General features: G+C 69.3%; 13 protein-coding genes. 1 reads left to right on the plus strand and 12 read right to left on the minus strand.

The annotated features are described in order from the left end of the window. Positions 1–169: 169 nt before the first annotated feature. The gene (gene thiL / locus E3O32_RS00370) at positions 170–1,177 is read right to left on the minus strand and encodes a thiamine-phosphate kinase (protein ID WP_134505891.1); all 1,008 of its coding nucleotides are present in this window, start codon (positions 1,175–1,177) and stop codon (positions 170–172) included. 24 nt (positions 1,178–1,201) lie between these two features. Here thiL and E3O32_RS00375 point away from each other — a divergent pair, with 24 nt between their 5' ends. Then, positions 1,202–1,717 (plus strand): DUF3515 family protein, encoded by a 516-nt coding sequence (locus E3O32_RS00375; protein WP_134505893.1) that lies wholly within the window; start codon positions 1,202–1,204, stop codon positions 1,715–1,717. A 7-nt stretch (positions 1,718–1,724) separates the two neighbouring features. Here the strand turns inward: E3O32_RS00375 and E3O32_RS00380 are convergent, their stop codons facing one another. The 11 genes from E3O32_RS00380 to E3O32_RS00430 all read right to left on the minus strand — a co-directional run bounded on the left by E3O32_RS00380 (position 1,725) and on the right by E3O32_RS00430 (position 18,861). Continuing rightward, the gene (locus E3O32_RS00380; RefSeq protein ID WP_134505895.1) at positions 1,725–2,834 is read right to left on the minus strand and encodes a D-alanine--D-alanine ligase family protein; all 1,110 of its coding nucleotides are present in this window, start codon (positions 2,832–2,834) and stop codon (positions 1,725–1,727) included. Continuing rightward, positions 2,737–3,864, minus strand: coding sequence for an NAD(P)H-dependent glycerol-3-phosphate dehydrogenase (locus E3O32_RS00385; protein WP_134505896.1), 1,128 nt, complete (start codon positions 3,862–3,864; stop codon positions 2,737–2,739). Before E3O32_RS00385 ends, E3O32_RS00380 begins: the two co-directional genes overlap by 98 nt. Then, positions 3,854–4,663 carry a lysophospholipid acyltransferase family protein gene (locus tag E3O32_RS00390; protein ID WP_370249972.1) on the minus strand — a complete coding sequence of 270 codons (810 nt, stop codon included), beginning with the start codon at positions 4,661–4,663 and terminating at the stop codon, positions 3,854–3,856. Before E3O32_RS00390 ends, E3O32_RS00385 begins: the two co-directional genes overlap by 11 nt. Before the next feature lie 7 nt (positions 4,664–4,670). Continuing rightward, the gene (gene murA, locus E3O32_RS00395; protein ID WP_134506039.1) at positions 4,671–5,999 is read right to left on the minus strand and encodes a UDP-N-acetylglucosamine 1-carboxyvinyltransferase; all 1,329 of its coding nucleotides are present in this window, start codon (positions 5,997–5,999) and stop codon (positions 4,671–4,673) included. A 119-nt stretch (positions 6,000–6,118) separates the two neighbouring features. Beyond that, entirely contained in the window at positions 6,119–6,727 is a 609-nt protein-coding gene (gene leuD, locus E3O32_RS00400; RefSeq protein ID WP_134505898.1) for a 3-isopropylmalate dehydratase small subunit, read from the minus strand. 2 nt (positions 6,728–6,729) lie between these two features. Further along, entirely contained in the window at positions 6,730–8,175 is a 1,446-nt protein-coding gene (gene leuC / locus E3O32_RS00405) for a 3-isopropylmalate dehydratase large subunit (RefSeq protein WP_134505900.1), read from the minus strand. A gap of 159 nt (positions 8,176–8,334) precedes the next feature. Next, entirely contained in the window at positions 8,335–8,850 is a 516-nt protein-coding gene (locus E3O32_RS00410) for an FHA domain-containing protein (protein ID WP_134505902.1), read from the minus strand. A gap of 50 nt (positions 8,851–8,900) precedes the next feature. After that, on the minus strand, positions 8,901–11,255 hold the full coding sequence (locus E3O32_RS00415; RefSeq protein ID WP_134505904.1) for a transglutaminase TgpA family protein: 2,355 nt from the start codon (positions 11,253–11,255) through the stop codon (positions 8,901–8,903). Beyond that, positions 11,252–12,553 (minus strand): DUF58 domain-containing protein, encoded by a 1,302-nt coding sequence (locus E3O32_RS00420; RefSeq protein ID WP_134505906.1) that lies wholly within the window; start codon positions 12,551–12,553, stop codon positions 11,252–11,254. The genes E3O32_RS00415 and E3O32_RS00420 overlap by 4 nt, the downstream gene beginning before the upstream one ends. Continuing rightward, on the minus strand, positions 12,550–13,518 hold the full coding sequence (locus E3O32_RS00425; protein ID WP_134505908.1) for an AAA family ATPase: 969 nt from the start codon (positions 13,516–13,518) through the stop codon (positions 12,550–12,552). Before E3O32_RS00425 ends, E3O32_RS00420 begins: the two co-directional genes overlap by 4 nt. A gap of 24 nt (positions 13,519–13,542) precedes the next feature. Next, positions 13,543–18,861: an Ig-like domain-containing protein gene (locus tag E3O32_RS00430; RefSeq protein ID WP_166790738.1), complete on the minus strand. Its 5,319-nt coding sequence runs from the start codon at positions 18,859–18,861 to the stop codon at positions 13,543–13,545. Between the last annotated feature and the right edge of the window lie 5 nt (positions 18,862–18,866).

Genomic DNA, 18,866 nt, shown 5'->3' on the forward strand with positions numbered 1-18,866 from the left:
GACGGTAATGAAGGGCCATGAACCATTTTCTCAGACCCCTCAAACACGCCCAGGAACGACACACCCTGCCGGTGGGCAGCCCCATAAAGCAACAGGCTCGGATGCCGTGGCGGGCTGCGGAAACCGGCGCGCCCTCGGCCGCACCGACTTTCCGGCCGCCCGGTCCCGGTCAGCCCGCCGCGCCGTCCCAGCCGCGGTACGGGTCCCAGCCGCCCTGCGTGTGCGGGGTCCCGTCGACCAGCACCACGCCGGCCGCGGCCGTGACGACCCCGAGCCGGCGGAAGCCGTCCGGCAGTTCGGTACCCGCCGGGAACGTGGCCAGCAGCCCGTGGTCCTCGCCGCCGCCGAGGGCGCGCTCGACCTGGCCGCCCAGCGTCGTCGAATCGAAGTCGATCCCCACACCGCTCGCCCTGGCGAGCCGGCCGGCGTCGATGGCGAGCCCGTCTGACACGTCGAGCATCGCGGTCGCCCCGGCGAGCGCGGCGGCAGGGCCGCGGTCGATCGGCGGCTCCGGGGCGAGCTGGGCACCGATTTCCCGCGGATGCCGCTCCCGCAGCGCCGCGGCGAGCGCGGCATCCGGGGTGCCGTCGGCGTCGACCCCGAGCCTGAACAGCAGGCTCAGCCCCCACCCGGCGTCACCGAGCCGCCCGGCAAGCGCCACGACGTCGCCTGGGCGCGCCCCGGAGCGCAACACGGGCTCGCGCCCCTCCAGGTCGCCGAAGGCCGTCACAGCCAGCGTCAGGGCGTCGGAGGCGGACAGGTCACCGCCGACGACTCCGCAACCGGGGGCCAGCGCCTCGCAACCGTCCCTGAGCCCGTCGGCGATTCCCTCGATCACCCAGATCGGTGTCGACGGGGGCGCTGCGATGGCGACGACCAGGGCGGTCGGTCGTGCTCCCATGGCGGCGACATCCGACAGGTTGGTCGCGGCGGCCTTCCAACCGAGGTCGTGCGGGGTCGACCAGGCGAGCCGGAAGTCCGGGCCCTGGATCATCATGTCCGTCGTCACCACGTAGCGCCCGTCCGGCGCCCGCAGCACGGCGGCGTCGTCCCCCGGCCCGAGCAGCTGGGCGTCCGAGCCGGGCAGTCGCGGGAAGATCCGGGCGAGCACCTCGCCCTCGCTCAGGTCGGCGAGCGTCTCGCTCGAGGGGAGCGGTGCGGCCGCAGCATTCGTCATGCATCAAACGGTAGCCTGAATGCAATGACCCCCCGCTCCCGTCTCCTTCGCGCCGCCCTCGGTATCACGCTCGTCGCCGGCACTGTGCTGCTGACCGGTTGCACCGCGATCGTGCCGCTCGAGCCGTCGAAGGATGCCGCCAACCCGACCTGCGCCGACCTGATCGTGCGCCTGCCGACGGCCGTCGCGTCGTTGCCCGAGCGCGAGACGAACGCGCAGGCCACCGGCGCCTGGGGCACCCCGGCCGCCGTGCTGCTGCACTGCGGGGTCACCGTGCCGGTGCCCACCACCCTGCCCTGCCTCAACGTCAACGGCATCGACTGGATCGAAGACGACTCCGAGGCGCCGCTCTACCGGTACACGACCTACGGCCGGGACCCGGCGACCGAACTGGTGATCGACTCGGGGAAGGTCAGCGGTTCGACCGTCCTGGTCGACCTGGCCAAGGCCGTGTCCGCCATCCCCGCGACCGGGCAGTGCGTGGGCGTGGACGACCTCACCATCCCCACCGACGGCGGCACGGCGGTCCCCGCGCCGTAGCGCAGGCTCAGGCCGCCCGGACTCCGCGGCGGCTGAGCGCCACTTCGATCAGCTCGTCGATCAGCTGCGGATACGTGTAGCCGCTGGCGAGCCAGCAGCTGGGGAACATCGAGATCGGCGTGAACCCCGGCATCGTGTTGATCTCGTTGATCACCCAGCCGTCCGCGGTGTGGAAGAAGTCCACCCGGGCAAGGCCGGCGCCGTCGATGGCCTCGAACGCGCGGATGGCGAGCCTCTGCATCTCGGCCAGTTCCGTCGCCGTCAGGTCGGCCGGGCAGACCAGGTCGATGCCGGGCGCGCCCAGGTACTTCGCGGCGAAGTCGTAGAAGTCACGGCCGCGGACGAGCACCTCGCCGGCGACGGATGCCCGGGCCGGCTCCCCGCGTCGCCCCTGGAGTACCGCGATCTCGAGTTCGCGCCCGACCAGGCCGGCCTCGATCAGCACCTTGTCGTCCTCGCCGAGTGCCACCCGCATCGCCTCGGCGAGCTGGTCCCTGGTCGACACCTTGCTGACGCCGACGCTGGACCCGGCCCTGGCGGGCTTGACGAAAACGGGAAGCCCGAGTTCCTCGATCGCCGCGTGGGCCATCCCGGGGGCTTCGGCCCAGTCATCCGCCGTGATGGTGCGCCACGGCGCGACCGGGAGGGACGCCTGCTGGAAGACGGTCTTGGTGAAGTGCTTGTCCATGCCGAGGGCCGACGCGAGCACGCCTGAGCCCACATAGGGCAGACCGGTGAGTTCGAGCAGGCCCTGGACGGTGCCGTCCTCCCCGAACGGCCCGTGCAGGATCGGGAAGACCAGGTCCACGTTGCCGAGCGAGCGGGAGCCGAGCCCGGCGCCGTCCGTGACGGTCAGCTGCCGGCTCAGGGTGCTCTCCGGCCAGCGCACCCGACTGCCGTTGTCGAAGACCTCCGGCAGCTCGGCCTGGTTCAGCGCGAACCGGGCCGGGTCGTCCTCCTCAAGCACGAAGGCGCCATCCCGGGTGATCCCGATCGGGATGACGTTGTAGCGTTCGCGGTCAATTGCCGCCAGGACGCCGCCCGCCGTGGCGCAGCTGATCGAATGTTCGCTTGACCGACCCCCAAAGAGCAGCGCCACCGTGAGCTTGTGAGTCATCGATCGTCCTTTCGCCCTGCGGCTCATCCGAGTCCGTGGTGAGGTGCGGGGCGAGGTCCCGCGGTTTCAGAGTACCGGCCAGCACCTGGCGGACCTGCTCGACGATGGGCATGTCCACCCCCTTGGCGCGGGCCAGATCGAGAATGGGGCCGACGGATGCGAGGCCCTCGGTGGTCTGCTGCATCTGTTTGACGACGTCGGCGATGCCGTAACCCTGGCCGAGGAGCCGGCCGGCCGTGTTGTTCCGCGACAGCGGCGACTGGCAGGTCGCAATGAGGTCGCCGAGCCCGGCCAGCCCGGCCAGGGTCTCCGGCCGGGCGCCGTAGGCCACGGCGAAGTCGGTCATCTCGACCAGGCCGCGGGTGATGATCGACGCCTTGGTGTTCTCGCCGTAACCGACCCCGTCCACGATGCCGATCGCGACCGCGATCAGGTTCTTGAGCACGCCGCCGAACTCGGTGCCGATGACATCCGTGTTGACGTAGGAGCGGAAGTATCGGTTCGTGGCGAGCATGGCGACCGCCTGGGCGGTTTCGAGGCTGTTGGAGGAGACGACGGCCGCGGTGGGCTGCTCCTTGGCGATCTCGAGGGCGAGGTTGGGTCCGGAGATGGCCGCGATCAGGTCGGGGTCGATCGGCAGGACCTCGGCGATGATCTCGCTCATCCGCATGCCGGAGCCGCGCTCGACGCCCTTCATCAGGGAGACGACGATCGCGCCGGGCGCGAGGAACGGCTCGGCGAGGATCAGGTTCTCCCGCAGCGACTGGCTCGGCACGGAGACGAAGACCTGTTCCGCGCCGGCGAGGGCGAGGTCGAGCCGTGAGGTGGCGCGGAGCCCGGCTGGCAGGTTGATGCCGGGGAGGTAGTCGCTGTTGCGGCGCCCCTCGGTGATCTCCCTGGCCAGTTCGGGGCGGCGCGCCCAGAGCACGACGTCCGCTCCGCCGTCGGCCAGGATCTTCGCGAATGTGGTGCCCCAGCTGCCGGCACCGAGAACGGCGACCCGCTTGCCTGGCTGAACCTTAGGCTTCAAAACGGCCGGTCTCTTTCTGATCGTGTTCGGCGGGATTCCAGCGCTTCACGGGCGCTTTCTCCCCGCGGAGGTCTTCGAGCAGGTGCGTGATGGCTTCCATGACGATGGTGGTCGCCTCGTTCAGCGTCGCCGTGTCCAGGTTACGGCCGCGGAATTCGGCCAGGTCGATCGGGTCGCCGATCTTGACCAGCACCGTCTTGCGCGGAAACAGGCTGACCCTCTTCGAGTACCGGGGAAGCAGCGCCTGGGTGCCCCAGTGGGCGACCGGGACGATCGGGATTCCCTGTTCGAGGGCGATCCGCACCGCCCCCGTCTTGCCGCGCATCGGCCACAGGTCGGGGTCGCGGGTGAGCGATCCCTCGGGGTAGACGACGACCATCTGGCCGTTGCGGACGAGCCGTTCGGCTGCCTTGACCGGTTCGTTTCCGCGCACGGCACCGCCCCGGGCGACCGGGATCTGCCCGGACTTGCGCAGCAGGGCGCCGAGCACGGGGATCGCGAAGACGGATGCCTTCGCCATGAACCGGGGCGCACGCCCCAGCTTCCAGCTCAGGACGCCCATCACCAGCGGGTCGATCTCGCTGAAGTGGTTGGGCGCCATCACGAACGCGCCCGACCGCGGGAACTTGCCGGCATCGGTGATCTTGTACCGCACCGACAGGTTGATCAGCGGCAGTACGAGGGCCGCCAGGACCCAGAACACCGACGGCCGGGTGGTCTCCGACCCTTCCCTGGTCTTCGTCACTCGTTGCTTCGGCAGTGGTTCATCCGGCTGGGACTCTTCATCGGGGACTGGCACAGGCCCATTATCCTTCGAGATCGAAGTCAGCTCCCAACAGTTCGAGCTTGGTGATGAAGTTCTCGTAGCCGCGGCTGATGATCCCCACGTTGCTGACGGTCGAGGTGCCCTCGGCGGTGAGCGCCGCGATCAGGTGACTGAAACCGCCGCGCAGGTCGGGAACCTCGATGTCGGCGCCGTGCAGCTTGGTCGGACCGGTGATGACGGCCGAGTGGTTGAAGTTGCGCTGGCCGAAGCGGCAGGGATGACCGCCGAGGCATTCGCGGTGGATCTGGATCGTGGCACCCATGTCGACGAGAGCGTCGACGAAGCCGAACCGCTGCTCGTACACGGTCTCGTGCACGATCGAGACGCCGTGCGCGTGGGTGAGGGCGACGACGAGCGGCTGCTGCCAGTCGGTCATGAAGCCCGGGTGCACATCCGTTTCGATGATGACGGGCTTCAGGTCGCCGCCCGGGTGGTAGAAGCGGATGCCGTCGTCCTCGATATCGAATGCGCCGCCGACCTTGCGGAACACGTTGAGGAAGGTGAGCATCTCGGCCTGCTTGGCGCCGCCGACGAAGATGTCGCCGTCGGTGGCCAGGGCGGCGGCGGCCCAGCTGGCCGCCTCGTTCCGGTCGAACAGGGCACGGTGGTTGTAGCCCTCGAGCCGTTCGACGCCCTCGATCCGGATCACCCGGTCGGTGTCGACCGTGATGATGGCGCCCATCTTCTGCAGGATGTTGATGAGATCCATGATCTCCGGCTCGATCGCCGCGCCCTTGAGCTCGGTGATGCCCTCGGCGCGAACGGCTGTCAGGAGCACCTGCTCGGTCGCTCCGACGCTCGGATACGGCAGGGACACCTTGGTGCCCTTGAGGCCGTTGGGTGCGGACATCCGGATGCCGTTGGGCTGCTTCTCGACCACGGCGCCGAACTTGCGCAGCACGTCGAGGTGGTAGTCGATCGGGCGGTCGCCGATGCGGCAGCCGCCGAGATCGGGGATGAACGCCTCGCCGAGGCGGTGCAGCAGCGGCCCGCAGAACAGGATCGGGATGCGGGAGGAACCGGCGTGCGCGTCGATCGCGGCGAAGTGGGCGCTCTCGACGTCGACCGGGTCGAGGAGAAGTTCGCCGGCCTCGGCACCGTCGGTGACCTTGACACCGTGCACCTCGAGCAGCTCTCGCACGATGCGCACGTCGCTGATGTTCGGCACGTTCTTGAGCACACTCGGGCTCTCCCCGAGCAGGGCGGCCACCATGGCCTTCGTGACCAGGTTCTTCGCGCCCTTCAGCTCGATCCGGCCGCGCAACGGGATGCCGCCGCGGATGGTGATCTTGTCGCCCTTCAACCCCACGGCTGCGCCCCAGTTCTGGGCGTTCTGTGCGTTCTCGCGGTTCTGGGCGTTCTCGCGGTTCTGCTCATCTTCACGCTGCTGCGCGACTTCACGATTGCGCTCGACTTCACTGACTGTGCTCACTGATTTACCTGCTTCACGGGGAGAGTACGGGGCCGCCAGGGCTCCCGATGGGATTCGAATTCTGAGATCCGCGCCTCGTCGCGCAGGGTCAAGCCGATGTCGTCGAGGCCTTCGAGAAGGCGCCAACGGGTGTAGTCGTCGATCACGAACGGGATCGTCAAATCGCCGACCCGTGCAGTTCGGGCAACCAGATCGACGGTGAGTTCTATTCCCGGGTCGGCCTCGATTCGGTCCCAGAGGAGCTGGGCGTCCGCCTCGGTGATCTGGCCCGCGAGCAATCCCTGCTTGCCGGAATTGCCCCGGAAGATGTCGCCGAAGCGCGGGCTGAGCACGACGTCGAAACCGTAGTCGCGGAGTGCCCACACGGCGTGCTCGCGGGAGGAACCGGTGCCGAAGTCGGCGCCGGCAACGAGCACCCTGGCCGCCCGGTAGGCCGGCTGGTTGAGCACGAAGTCGGGGTCCTGCCGCCAGGCGGCGAAGAGCGCATCGTCAAACCCGGTCTTGGTGACGCGCTTGAGGTAGACGGCCGGGATGATCTGGTCGGTGTCGACGTTGGAGCGGCGCAGCGGCAACGCGATTCCCGTGACGGTCGTGAACTTCTCCATGGTCAGTTGTCTCCATCCTGGATCAGGTCCCACGGGCTGGACAGGGTTCCGCGGATCGCGGTGGCCGCGGCGACGAGTGGGGACACGAGGTGGGTGCGTCCGCCCTTGCCCTGCCGGCCTTCGAAGTTGCGGTTGCTGGTCGAGGCGCACCGCTCACCGGGGGCGAGCTGGTCGGGGTTCATGCCGAGGCACATCGAGCAGCCGGCGAACCGCCACTCGGCGCCGAAGTCGGTGAAGACCTTGTCGAGGCCCTCTGCCTCCGCCTCGATCCGCACCCGTGCGGAACCGGGCACGACGAGCATCCGCACCCCGTCGGCGAGGGAGTGCCCCTTGACGATCTCGGCGGCGGCGCGGAGGTCTTCGACCCGGCTGTTGGTGCAGGAGCCGAGGAAGACGGTGTCGACCCTGATCTCCTTCATCGGGGTGCCCGCGGTGAGGTCCATGTAGTCGAGGGCACGCTCGGCGGCGGCGCGTTCGTTCGCGTCGACGATGCCGGCCGGGTCAGGCACGGTCTCGCTGAGCGAGACGCCCTGGCCGGGGTTGGTGCCCCAGGTGACGAAGGGTTCGAGGGAGTCCGCGTCGAGCACGACCTCCGCATCGAAGACCGCGCCGTCGTCGGTCGGGAGGGTGTCCCAGTAGGCGACGGCGTCGTCCCAGTCCTGGCCGGACGGCGCGTGGGCGCGGCCCTTCAGATAGGCGTAGGTGGTCGCATCCGGAGCCACCATGCCGGCCCGCGCGCCGGCCTCGATCGACATGTTGCAGATCGTCATCCGGCCCTCCATCGAGAGGTCCCGGATGGCGCTGCCACGGTACTCGAGCACATAGCCCTGGCCGCCGCCGGTGCCGATCTTCGCGATCACGGCGAGGATGATGTCCTTGGCCGTCACGCCGGGGCGCAGGGTGCCGTCGACGGTGATCGCCATCGTCTTGAACGGCTGCAGCGGCAGCGTTTGCGTGGCCATGACGTGTTCGACCTCGCTGGTGCCGATGCCGAGGGCCATCGCCCCGAAGGCGCCGTGGGTGGAGGTGTGAGAGTCGCCGCAGACGACGGTGATCCCGGGCTGGGTGAGCCCGAGCTGCGGTCCGACGACGTGCACGATGCCCTGCTCGATATCGCCGAGGGAGTGCAGGCGGACGCCGAATTCCTCGCAGTTGCGCCGCAGGGTCTCGATCTGGGTGCGGCTGGTGGGGTCGGCAATGGGCCGGTCGATCGCCAGGGTCGGGGTGTTGTGGTCTTCCGTGGCGATGGTCAGGTCGGGGCGCCGCACGGGCCGGCCGGCCAGGCGGAGACCGTCGAAGGCCTGCGGGCTGGTCACCTCGTGCACGAGGTGCAGGTCGATGTAGATGAGGTCGGGCGTGCCGTCCTCGCCCTTGGCGACGAGGTGCTTGTCCCACACTTTTTCGGCCAGGGTGCGCGGTCGGGTGCCCGTGAATGTTGCGTCAGTCATGTGTGTGTGCGTCTTCCTCAGGATTGGTGGCAGCCAACGACAGACTCCGCGACGAGGGAGGCCTCAGAACTGGGACTCGTCGCGGCAGAGAAGAAGAAGTCGACCGAACAGCACTCCGACAGGCTAACACTTCGCCTGCGCCGAGACGGAAAGCGGCGCTCATTCGCGGCTGACGGCGACGCCGAATTCGCCCAGGATCAGGCGTGAACCGGATTCAAGAAATCCTTGCCCGCCCGGGTCGAGATCGGTCACCCGGCCGTCGGGGGCCGTGATGGACACCCCGTTGGTGGAGCCGAGGTCGGTCACCGAGAGGGTCTGGCCGCCCGGGTCGATCACGGCGTGCGTCTTCGAGACCGACCTGGCGGGGTCGTGCACGCGAACGAGCCCGGCGAGCGGGCGGGAAGCGACCTCGGCCGGGTCACGGCCCAGCACGAGCGCCCCCGTGACCACGATCGATTGCCCATCGTCGAGGGTCAGCCGCCAGCCGGCGACCGATGGCTCCTCCGGGGCGGGCACGGAACGCGGGGGCAGTGCGGGGGCGGGCATCCCGCCGATCGGGGCAGGAAGGAAGGCCGGGAACGAGGCCGGGGCGACATCCTCCGCCGGCACCGTCGATTCATCGTCCCGCTCGGGAACGAGCCATGGCGGGGGAACGATGAAACCGGGTTTGTCCACCCCGCCACTCTACCGATGCAGCGCCGTCGCACCGGGGAGCACGGTGCCGGTCACTTCCGCCTGCTCGTGTCCCGCTTCCGCCAATCCTGCGTGTTCCAGTCGCGCCTGGAACGGATCCGGAACCGGCTGACCAGCCGGCGCAGGCGCCCTGCCGACGTCTCGGCGATCCCGAGGGAGTCGAGGGCCTCGGCCCAGCTCAGCTGCACCAGGTCATCGCCGATCTCCCGGCCGTTGAACACGGCACGGTCGACCCGCCCGGCCAGGGGGGTGAGCCCGGCGGATGCCGGCTGCCGACCGACCAGGTCCTGGCCGGCCAGCTGGCTCTCCAACGCGGCGGCGACGAGGAGCCGCGTGGTGCCGCGGGGAACCTCGAAGCCCAGCTCGGAGTATCCGTCGGTCAGTTCGTCCCAGGATCCGGCCACCCGAACGTCGCCGCTGCCCGTTCCGCGCCGGCGGCGGCGGCGCCGGGCCTTGAGCGCGCCGATCACGAGCACGGGCCCGCCGATCAGGAGGGCCGGGATTCCGATGAGGCCGATGACGGCCCACGCCCACCCGGGCAGCACCAGTCCTTTGTCCTTGTCGTCCTTCTTGGTGTCGTCGATCTCGACGGCCGTGAGGAGGTCGTCGGCCTGGTTGTCGGAGCGCGGCGGCTGGCGCACCTGGGGCTGCGGCACGGACTTGGGCTTCGGGGTCTGGTCCTGCGGGACATCCGTCTGGTCGGGAGTCGGGAAGAACGGCACCCAGCCGATCCCGTCGAAAGCCACCTCGACCCAGGCCGTGACGTCGGAACCGGTCACTTCCACGCTCACGGCGCCCTCCGGCACGTCGGGGGCGAAGCCCATCACAACCCTGGACGGGTAACCGAGGCTGCGGGCCATCAACGCCATGGCGGCGGCGTACTGCTCCTGGTCGCCGACCATCTGGCTGCGGGTGAAGAGCTCGTCGATCCGGTCCGCACCGTGGCCGGCCCGGGAGGGGACGCCGTCGGAGGCCAGGCCGTGGCTGAGGAACCCCTGGGTCTTCAGGGCCTTCTGAATGGCGCGGAGCTTGTCGATCGGAGTGTCCGCGCCGCCGGTGTACTCCGCAGCCTTGGCCACCACGACGTCGGGGATGTTCTCTGCCGCCGGCAGGGTCATCGCCGCGACCGGGACGGCCTCGAGGTCCTCGTCCTTGTAGGTCTGCTGCAGTTGGGCCCTGGTGGTGAACCGGTAGCCGCTCTTCACGCCGGCGGTCAGCACAGCGGTGCCGCTGCCGGCGTTGTAGCGCAGGCTCTCCGCCTCCGCACTGCTGGCGGCGTCGTCGAAGTCGATGGTGCTCGGGTACCCGACGCCGGGCAGCCAGACGTCCGCGTAGCCGGAGTCGGTGATCGTGACGACGCTCGATTGGACGCTCGTCACCAGCGGGGGGCGGGGAATCGTGCGCCCGACGAGGCGGAAGCTGCCGGATCCGCCGGCCTCGTCATCGGCCGCCGCGACGTTCCACAGCTTCCCGTCGTAGGAGTCCATGCTGGCCAGGCGGAGGACCTGCCCGGTCGCCATACCCGTGGCCGTGAACAGGGCGGTGTCGGCGAGGGTCTTGGTGTAGCGGCGGAATCCGGCCAGCGGGCTCGGGAACGCCAGCGGGTCCAACGGCGGCTGGATCTCCTCCCGCAACACGAATCGGTCCTTCGGCACGGGGGCGAACGCGGTGCCGGCCAGCGAGCCGACCAGGATCGCCCCGACCACGACGACGGCCGTGCCGGCCAGTTTGCGACGCAGCTGCCGGCCGGCTCCCGGCACGTCGCCCCGGTCGCTGTCAGGGCGGCGCCAGCCCAGCCAGACGAGGGCGATCACGGCGAAGGCGACGCCGCGGAGTCCGGCCAGGTAGGGCTCGTCGGTGCCCATCAGGATGCCGGCCAGGTAGAGGAGGACCGGGCCGGCAAGGAGGGCGCTCGCCCGCCGGACCGTGCGCCGGCGCCTGGGCAACCAGCGCAGGGCGAGCATGCTGCCGACCACGGCGATCAGCCAGGCGGCGAAATAGGGCAGCACGGGCATGTAATACGGTGCCTCGACGGGCGTTCCGAGGGTGACGATGTCGGCCCAGCCGAAGACCGCGCCGACGGCGAGTCCGGCGGCGGAGGCGACGCTGGGGAACACGACGAGCAGACCCTGAGCCGGCATGGTGAACGGGGTGCCGAGCAGGAAGTAGGCGAGGATCGTGGCGAGGATGCCGACCAGGGCGCCCAGGCGCAGGCGGAAGCCGAGGATGGCGGCGCCGGTGCCGACGATCAGTCCGCCGAGCCCGGCGAGCAGGAAGTTGTAGTCGCCGAACGACGTTTCGAGGCCGAGCACGCCGAGCACGGACAGGGTGCCGAGCACGGCCAGGTCGGCGCCGGCCCGGGCGGGGAACGGCTGGAACCGGCTCATCGGTTCACCCGGCGCAGCAGTGCGGGCAGGTCGGTGAGGTGGCCCACGGTGACCACGGTGAGTCCTGACACAGCGGAGACACGGGGCGTCGCGCCCTCGTCGATGCGGAAGGCAACCGTCTTGGCGTCCTGGCCGAAGAGCGTCTGCACGGCACGGAACTCGGCCAGGTCGACCTGCGATCCGGCGATGATCATCACCACGCTCGGATCGGGCAGGCGCCGGGTGGCGTCCCTGGCGAAATCGCGCAGGGTCGGGTATCTCCCGGAGACCGGGTCGATCCGGCAGGAATCGTCCAGGAGGGCCACCGGTGTCGCCGTCTTCAGCAGCCTGCCCTCGGTGACCACGCTCACCCGGGTGTCGTCGCGGATCACCTGGAGGGCGAGGGACGCCGTGACCGAGACCCCGAGTTCGAATTCCTCGTCGGAGGAATAGCCGGCCGACTCTGAACTGTGCACGATGGTCAGCTGGGAGCGGCGCGTCTCCTCGAACTGACGCACCATCAGCTGGCCGGTGCGGGCCGACGTTCGCCAGTGCACGTTCCTCAGCGCGTCGCCGGGCACGTAGGCGCGGAGCGCATGGAAGGAGATGTCGTTATTGGTGATCTTCTTGGTGATCTCGCCCTCCAGGTCGCGCACGAGTCCCGCCGCGGAGGCCTGGAGCCGGGTGGTGACCGGGTGGACGAACAGCTCGACCGGGTCTGTCCAGCGCACGGTGCGACGCAGCAGCCCGAGTTGGTCGCCGCGCACGGACACGGCCGGGCCGGCGACGATCACCGCACGCCGGTGGGTCGGCACGGCGAACAGTTCCTCATGCCGGGCGGCGGCGGCCAGGCCGGGGATGACGAACTCGGCCAGGCCGTTGCCCACCGGGAGTTCCATCCGCGCGGGGAGCAGCCCCTTCTCGCCGGTGTTGGTGACCGCCATCTGGCCGAGGGCCCGCTCCCCCGCCACGACCCGGTGCGGGTTCAGCTGCAGTTCGACGGCGTAGGTCGCCCGGCCGAAGACGAAGCCGACGGCGATGAGGAACGCGGCCAGGAGGGTGGTGGCGAGGTAGGTGAACTCGCTCCAGCCGAACGTCCCGGCGAGAACGAACGCTCCGGCGGCGGCGGCGAGCACGAGCCAGCCGACGGGGCCGACGACATCCGTCACCGGCCTGATGAACGCCCAGCCGCGGGCCAGGAGCTGTCCGGTCAGGCGCCGGGCGTGGCGGAGGGCGTCGCCGAGGGCACGCCGGATGCCGCCCAGTGCCTGTTCGGCCTGGGTCACCCGGCGGGGGGCCTTCTCGGCGACGCGGCTCATGCGGCGCGGTAGGCGGGCGGTGCGACCTCGACGAGGATCCGGCTGACGATGTCCTCAGCCGTGACGCCGGCGAAGTCCGCCTCCGGCTCGACCATGATGCGGTGAGCGAGCACGGGAACGGCGAGGTCGCGGATGTCGTCGGGGGTCACGTAGGTACGCCCCTGGGACAGCGCCCAGGTCTTCGCGGCCCGGGCGAGGGCGAGCGCGCCGCGCATGCTGACGCCGAGGGTCGACGAGGGATCGGTGCGGGTGGCCGTGACGATCTCGTTCAGGTAGCTCAGTACGGCGGCGTCGACGAACACGTCGGAGGCGAGCTGGGCCATCGTGTTCACGGAGCCGGATGCGATGATCGGGGTGATCTTCGAGTCGCGGGCCCGGTTGGACGAGTCGAGCAGCAGGGTGACGGCGGTGTCGTGGTCGGGGTAGCCGAGGCTCGTCTTGATCAGGAACCGGTCGAGCTGGGCCTCCGGCAGGGTGTAGGTGCCGGCCTGCTCGACCGGGTTCTGGGTGGCGATCACCATGAACGGGTTGCCGACCTCGTGGCTGACCCCGTCGACCGTGACCCGCCCCTCCTCCATGACCTCGAGCAGCGCCGACTGGGTCTTCGGGCTGGCCCGATTGATCTCGTCGGCGAGCACGATCGACGCGAAGATCGGCCCCTTGTGGAACTCGAAGATGCCCTTGCCCTGGTCGTAGATGGTGACGCCGGTCACATCGGAGGGCAGCAGGTCCGGGGTGAACTGGATCCGGGAGTTGGTGCCGTCGAGCGTCTTCGCGAGGGCCTTGGCGAGCACGGTCTTGCCGGTGCCGGGGAAGTCCTCGAGCAGCACGTGGCCGCTGGTCAGCATCGCGGCGACGACGAGGCGAACGACGTGGTCCTTGCCGAGGATCGCCTGGTTGACGTTGTCGGCGAGTTTGCCGAAGGCGTCGGCGAACCAGTCCGCCTGCTCCTGGGTGACTGTCATCTGGTGCTCCTGTTTCATTTTTTGCTACGGACCGCCGGGCGTGACGCCCAGCCCGTCCCAGTTCGTCGTTGCCCTCGTGTGATAGACGGCGCCGGTTCCGTTGTTGGTGAAGCGCACCCGGATCGAGTCGGAGTTTCGCTTTCCCAGGCCGTTTTGCAGCCAGAGTCGCCCATTCCCGCCGAGGTTCACGGTCGTGGTCGAGAAGGTGGCACTGCTGCCGTTGATTTCCGTGATCACGGAGTAATTCCCACTCGGCAGATTGGCGAAGTCCGCTCCGACATAGCGGCAGCCGATGCAATACGGGGCCGGATCGCCCTTCAGGACGGTGCCGGTCGGGGTGGGCGGCGGCGGGTCGCTGACCTGAACCGGGCTGGATGCCGCCACGGGGCCCACTGCCCCGCCGCCGGTGTTGATCGCCCGTACCTCGAAGGAGTATTGCCCCGCACCCTTGCCGGAGACCGATGCCGACGTCGCGGTCGTGTCGTTCCAGCCGCCGGAGTTCAACTGCCACTGGTAACGCACCGAGCCGCCGCCGGTCTGGGCCGGGGCGTTCCAGCTCATCGTGAGCCTGGCCGGCGCGTTGCCGTTGGAGGTGATGTCCGGGTTCCGCGGCGCAGTCGGGGCGCCGTAGGGGGTGACCGCCGGGCTCGCGGGCGACGGGGAACCCTCGCCGATGGCGTTGACGGCCGCGACCGTCGCCGTGAACGATTGCCCGTTCGTCGCGGGCAGCACGCAGTCGACACCGGGCGTGCACCCTCTCTCAGTCTTGCCGTCGTAGCGCACGACATAGCCGGTGATCGGTGAGTTGTTCGCGGCCGGCGCGCTGAATCGGATGGTGACGCGGCCGTCGCCGGCGCTGGCGGACGGCTGCCTGGGGGCGTCGGGGACGTTGCGGACGACGAGGGTGACTCGTCCCTGGGTTTCTCGCAGCGGGTCACGGGTGGCGTCCTGGATGCGGTAGACCACGGTGAGGGTGCCGGTCGCGCCGGAGCCGGTCTTGACGGTGACACCGGAGGCGGTGTGGCTGACGGTGGCGGTGCCGACCTGCTGTTCGATGTCGGCCTTGATCACGGTGAGCGGTTTGGCCTCGGCCGAGTACGGGTTGTAGTCGTTGTCGAGCACGGGGATGGTCAGGGTGGTGCCCGGCCGGGTCTCGATGCCTTCCCCGTTCGGGCCGGCGTCGTCCACGGCCTGCGGTTTCGCGCGGGTCGAGGACACCACGGTCACGTTCACCGAGCCGGGGATGGTGAATTCCTTGTAGGTGACCGTGAACGACAGGGTGACCTTGCTGCCGGGCTGCACGCCCAGCGGCGCAGAGACGACGAGGTTCGCCCCATCGAGGTTGGCCGCGACATCCGTGCTCGACCCGGTCAGGGTCCCGTAGCGAAGTTGCTCGATGACCTGCGGGTTCGGGTGGCCGCTGGAGGCGCGCAGGTTCACGGCCAGGGCCTTCTCGCCGGCCTCGATCGTCACGTTCGGCGGGGTGAACGTGGGCGGTACGTCTTCGGAGTTCGGGTCGCCGACGGTGATCGGGATCGTCAGCGTCGCCTGGTTGCCCTTCGGGTCGGCCGCGGAGCTGCCGTCGGTGACGACGAAGGTGACCGACGCCGGACCGCGGAAGTCCTTCTGGGGCACGAAGCCGAGCGTGGCCGGGTCGAGCTGCACCGCGGCCCCGTTGCTGTTGGTCGCCGACGCGGACAACACCAGCGCGGGCCGGCCGGAGGGCACCTCGACGATGTCGGCCACGGTCCAGTTCTTGGACCCGTTCATCCGCACGAGCTGCTCGGGCAACGGCTTGAGGAACGGCGGCGGGAACGCCTGCTCCTCCACCGGTTTCTCCTTCTCGTTGCCGTCGGGCTTGGCCGGCACGATGATGAACGCGGTGGCGCTGAGGTGATCGATCTCGTTGGTCAACCGGTAGGCGATGGCCTGGCGCACGTTCGTCGGCGTCACCGTGACCTTGCCGCCCGGCCCGATCTCACCGGATGCCGCGTTCGGGCCCTCGAGGCTGACCGTCAGGTCCTCGACCAGGCCGCCCGGGTTCTCGGCCTTGTCGCGCACCGTGAGCGTGACGGTGTCCTTCGCCAGGACCTGCTTCGGCTCGAGGTAATGGTCCGTGGCCGTCGGGTACTGCGCCTTCGCGTCCTGGGTGACCTTCACCTGCACGAACGCCGTTGCCGCCCCGCCATGGCCGTTGCTGATCGCGTAACGGAGCGTGTAGGTGCCCTCGACCTCGGGCGCGTCGACGATGATCCGGCTGCCGTTGACCTTCGCCCGGATGCCGTCGGCCACCTCGGGCAGATTCTTGGCCAGGGTCAGCTTGTACCCGTTCGGATCGGAGTCGTTCAGCACCACCGGGATCGACCCGGTGCGCCCCGGCTTGATCTCGATCGCATCATCGACCGCGTTCGGCGGCAACAACGCCACCGGCCGCGGAATCACCCCGATCCGCACCGTCCCCTTCGCCGTGGAGCCCAGGGTGTCCTCCACCTCGTAGGTGAACGTGTCCGTGCCGGCCGTGCCGGGGAACGCCTGATACACGAACGAGTCGCTGCCCTGCCGGATGATCCGGCCCAGGCCCGGCGGACTCGTCACCTCCTTCAGGAACACGGAATCCCCGTCAGGATCGATGCCGTCCAGGGGCACCTTCACCTCGATCGTCGAATCGGCGAAGGTGCGCATCGTCAACGGCACCGGCGTCGGCGCCTGGTTGTTCGCCGTGTCCGGCCCCACCACGGTGAAATGCACCACCGCGGTCGCCGTCTCCAGATACGGGTCGGTGATCGTGTACGCGACACTGAACGCGCCGGGCTCCTTCGGCGCCTGGAAACGCACCTGGTTGCCCGTCACGAACGCCAGCCCGCCGGCGTTCGTGACATCCGCCAGTACCGGCACCACGCTCATCGTCGCCGAGTCCGGGTGGTAATCATTGGCCAGCACCGGGACGCTGACGATGTCCCCCGCCCGCACATTCACCGAATCGTCCACCGCCACCGACGGCTGGTGCTTGACCAGCGGCGGAACCGGCACCACCGTGATCCCGGCCGTGGATGTGCCCTGTCCGTCACTGATCGTGTAGGTGAACTGCACCTGCTGCGTCAACGCCGCCGACGTCGTCACCCGCAACACCGTGTTGGTGAGGATCTCGACCGTCACCAGGTCGTCGGTCGCGCTCGTGTCGACCGACTGCACCGCCAGCACCCGCCCGGTCGGCGACACATCATTGTTCAACACCGGAACCGTCAACGGTTCCCCCGCCCGCAGATAGGCGGTGTCCTTGACCGCGATCGGCGGCGACTGCCCGGCCGGGCTCTCCTTCACATCCACCCGGATCAACCCGACACTCGACGTGGCCCCCGCCCCCAGGCTGTAGGTGAACACGTAACTGCCGGCCTCCGGCGCCGAGAACGCCACCGTGCCCCGATCCAGGTTCGCCACCGCCGACACCGACCCGGGAACATCCGTCACCCCGATCAAACCCAACGCCGCCCCCGACGGCGACACGTCATTCTTCAACGGTTCGACCAGCACCGTCTCCCCCACGAACGTGCTCGCGAAATCGGGCGTGCCCGTCGGATTCAACGACCCCGGCGCCTTCACATCCACCGTGAGCACCCCCGAAGCCTGGACGACACCGTCCGACACCACGAACGGCACCTCCTTCACCCCCAACTCGGCCGTCTTACTCTCGAAGGTCACGAACCCCTCCGGGCCGAACCGCACCCCGTCGCCGGTCGTCGGCGACGCACTGACCAGATAGATGTCATCGCCGTCGGGGTCGATCCAGTCGCTGAGCACGTTGTAACTGACAAGTTGGCCCTGCTCCACACTGATCGCCCCTGCCCGGTGCGACACCGGGGCCAGGTTCTGGTCCGCCGGACGGACCGTCAGGTTCACGCTCGCCTCCGCGACCGCACCCCGCCCATCCGCCACCGTGTATCGGAAAGTCGCCGTGCCCGCCATCGCCGGCGCCGGCGTGAACTGCAATGCCCGCCCGCCGTCGATGTAATCCAGGCGTCCCTGCGCCTCCGAAAAACCGTTGGTATTGACCACCGTGAGCACATCACCGTCAGGATCCGTGTCGTTCTCCAACACGGGCAACACCGTCGTCTTGCCCGGTCGCACCCCGTACTCGTCGTCGTGGGCGAGCGGTGCCCGGTTCTGCGGCGTGCGCTCCGCCAGGGTGTCCTCGAACGACTGCTGCGACGCCTTCTCGTCACCCTCCTCGGAGTCCTCTTCCTCGGGCGGCGTCACCTCATCCCAGTTCTCGACCAGCCGCATATTCGCATCGACCAGCCACACGTTTCCGTTCGACAGGTTGTTCAGCGCGATCACATTCCGGTTCACCCGGAACTCCAGCGTGGACCCCAGGGTCGGCTGCGCGATCGCCTGCGCGCTGGGCTTCTTCCCCGCGCACGCGGCCAGGTAGCGTTGCGCGCCTGCCCACGCCCCGTGCGCGCACCCGTCCAGCCACACCGGTTTCGACACCGCCTTCGGATCGGTCACCATCCGCTCCATGCCCGCCGACACGGCCACCGCCTTGCCGCCTCCCAACGGCACCTCCAGCAGCCCCTCACCCGTCGCCACCACCGCGAACGAGTTCTCCGCGCCGCTCTGCTGCAGCTTCAGTCCCTTCGCCGGCAACCCGACCGGCTCGCCGCCGTCGACGATCAGCCGGTTCTTCACCGTGTCGAGGACAACCGCATTCTCCCCCACCGCCGCCACCTGATGCGCACCCAGCTTCGGCAGGTCCGTCCGGGCGGGCTTGTCACCCGTCCGGGCCAGCGTCACCAGCTGCTTCGTCAACGGGGACGTGCCGAACACCGCGCCCGCCTTCGACACCGCGATATGGGCGCCCTTGCCCAGCTTCATCACCGGATCAGACTTCTTCGGATCGAAATTCAGATCGCTGCCCGCGTTGATCACCCACACCGACCCCGAGCCGGGTGCCATCACCGCCAGGGTGTCCCCGCCGAACGCGACCTCAGACCCCACCGGCACGTCCACCCGCTGGCCGAGGGTCGTGAACGACGCGTCCACCCGCTCCAGCGACCCCGCACTCCCGTCGAACAGGAAAACGTCGTCGCCGTCCTGGAACACGTCGAACGTGCTCGACGCGGCGTTCACCGAACCGTTGAGCTCCTCGATCTGCCGATTCAGCCGGCCCGCGAGCAACTGCTTCCCGTTCGTCACCCACACGTCCCGGGCACTCAAATCCACATCCGTCACCGGGAAACCCTGATGCAACACCGCGAACGTCAACGGCACACCGATGATCACCGCTACGGCCAGCACGGATGCCGTCGCCTTGCGCAGCCGAAACCACGACGCAATGGCCCCCATCGTCG

Source organism: Cryobacterium mannosilyticum (assembly GCF_004402705.1).
Classification (GTDB): domain Bacteria; phylum Actinomycetota; class Actinomycetes; order Actinomycetales; family Microbacteriaceae; genus Cryobacterium; species Cryobacterium mannosilyticum.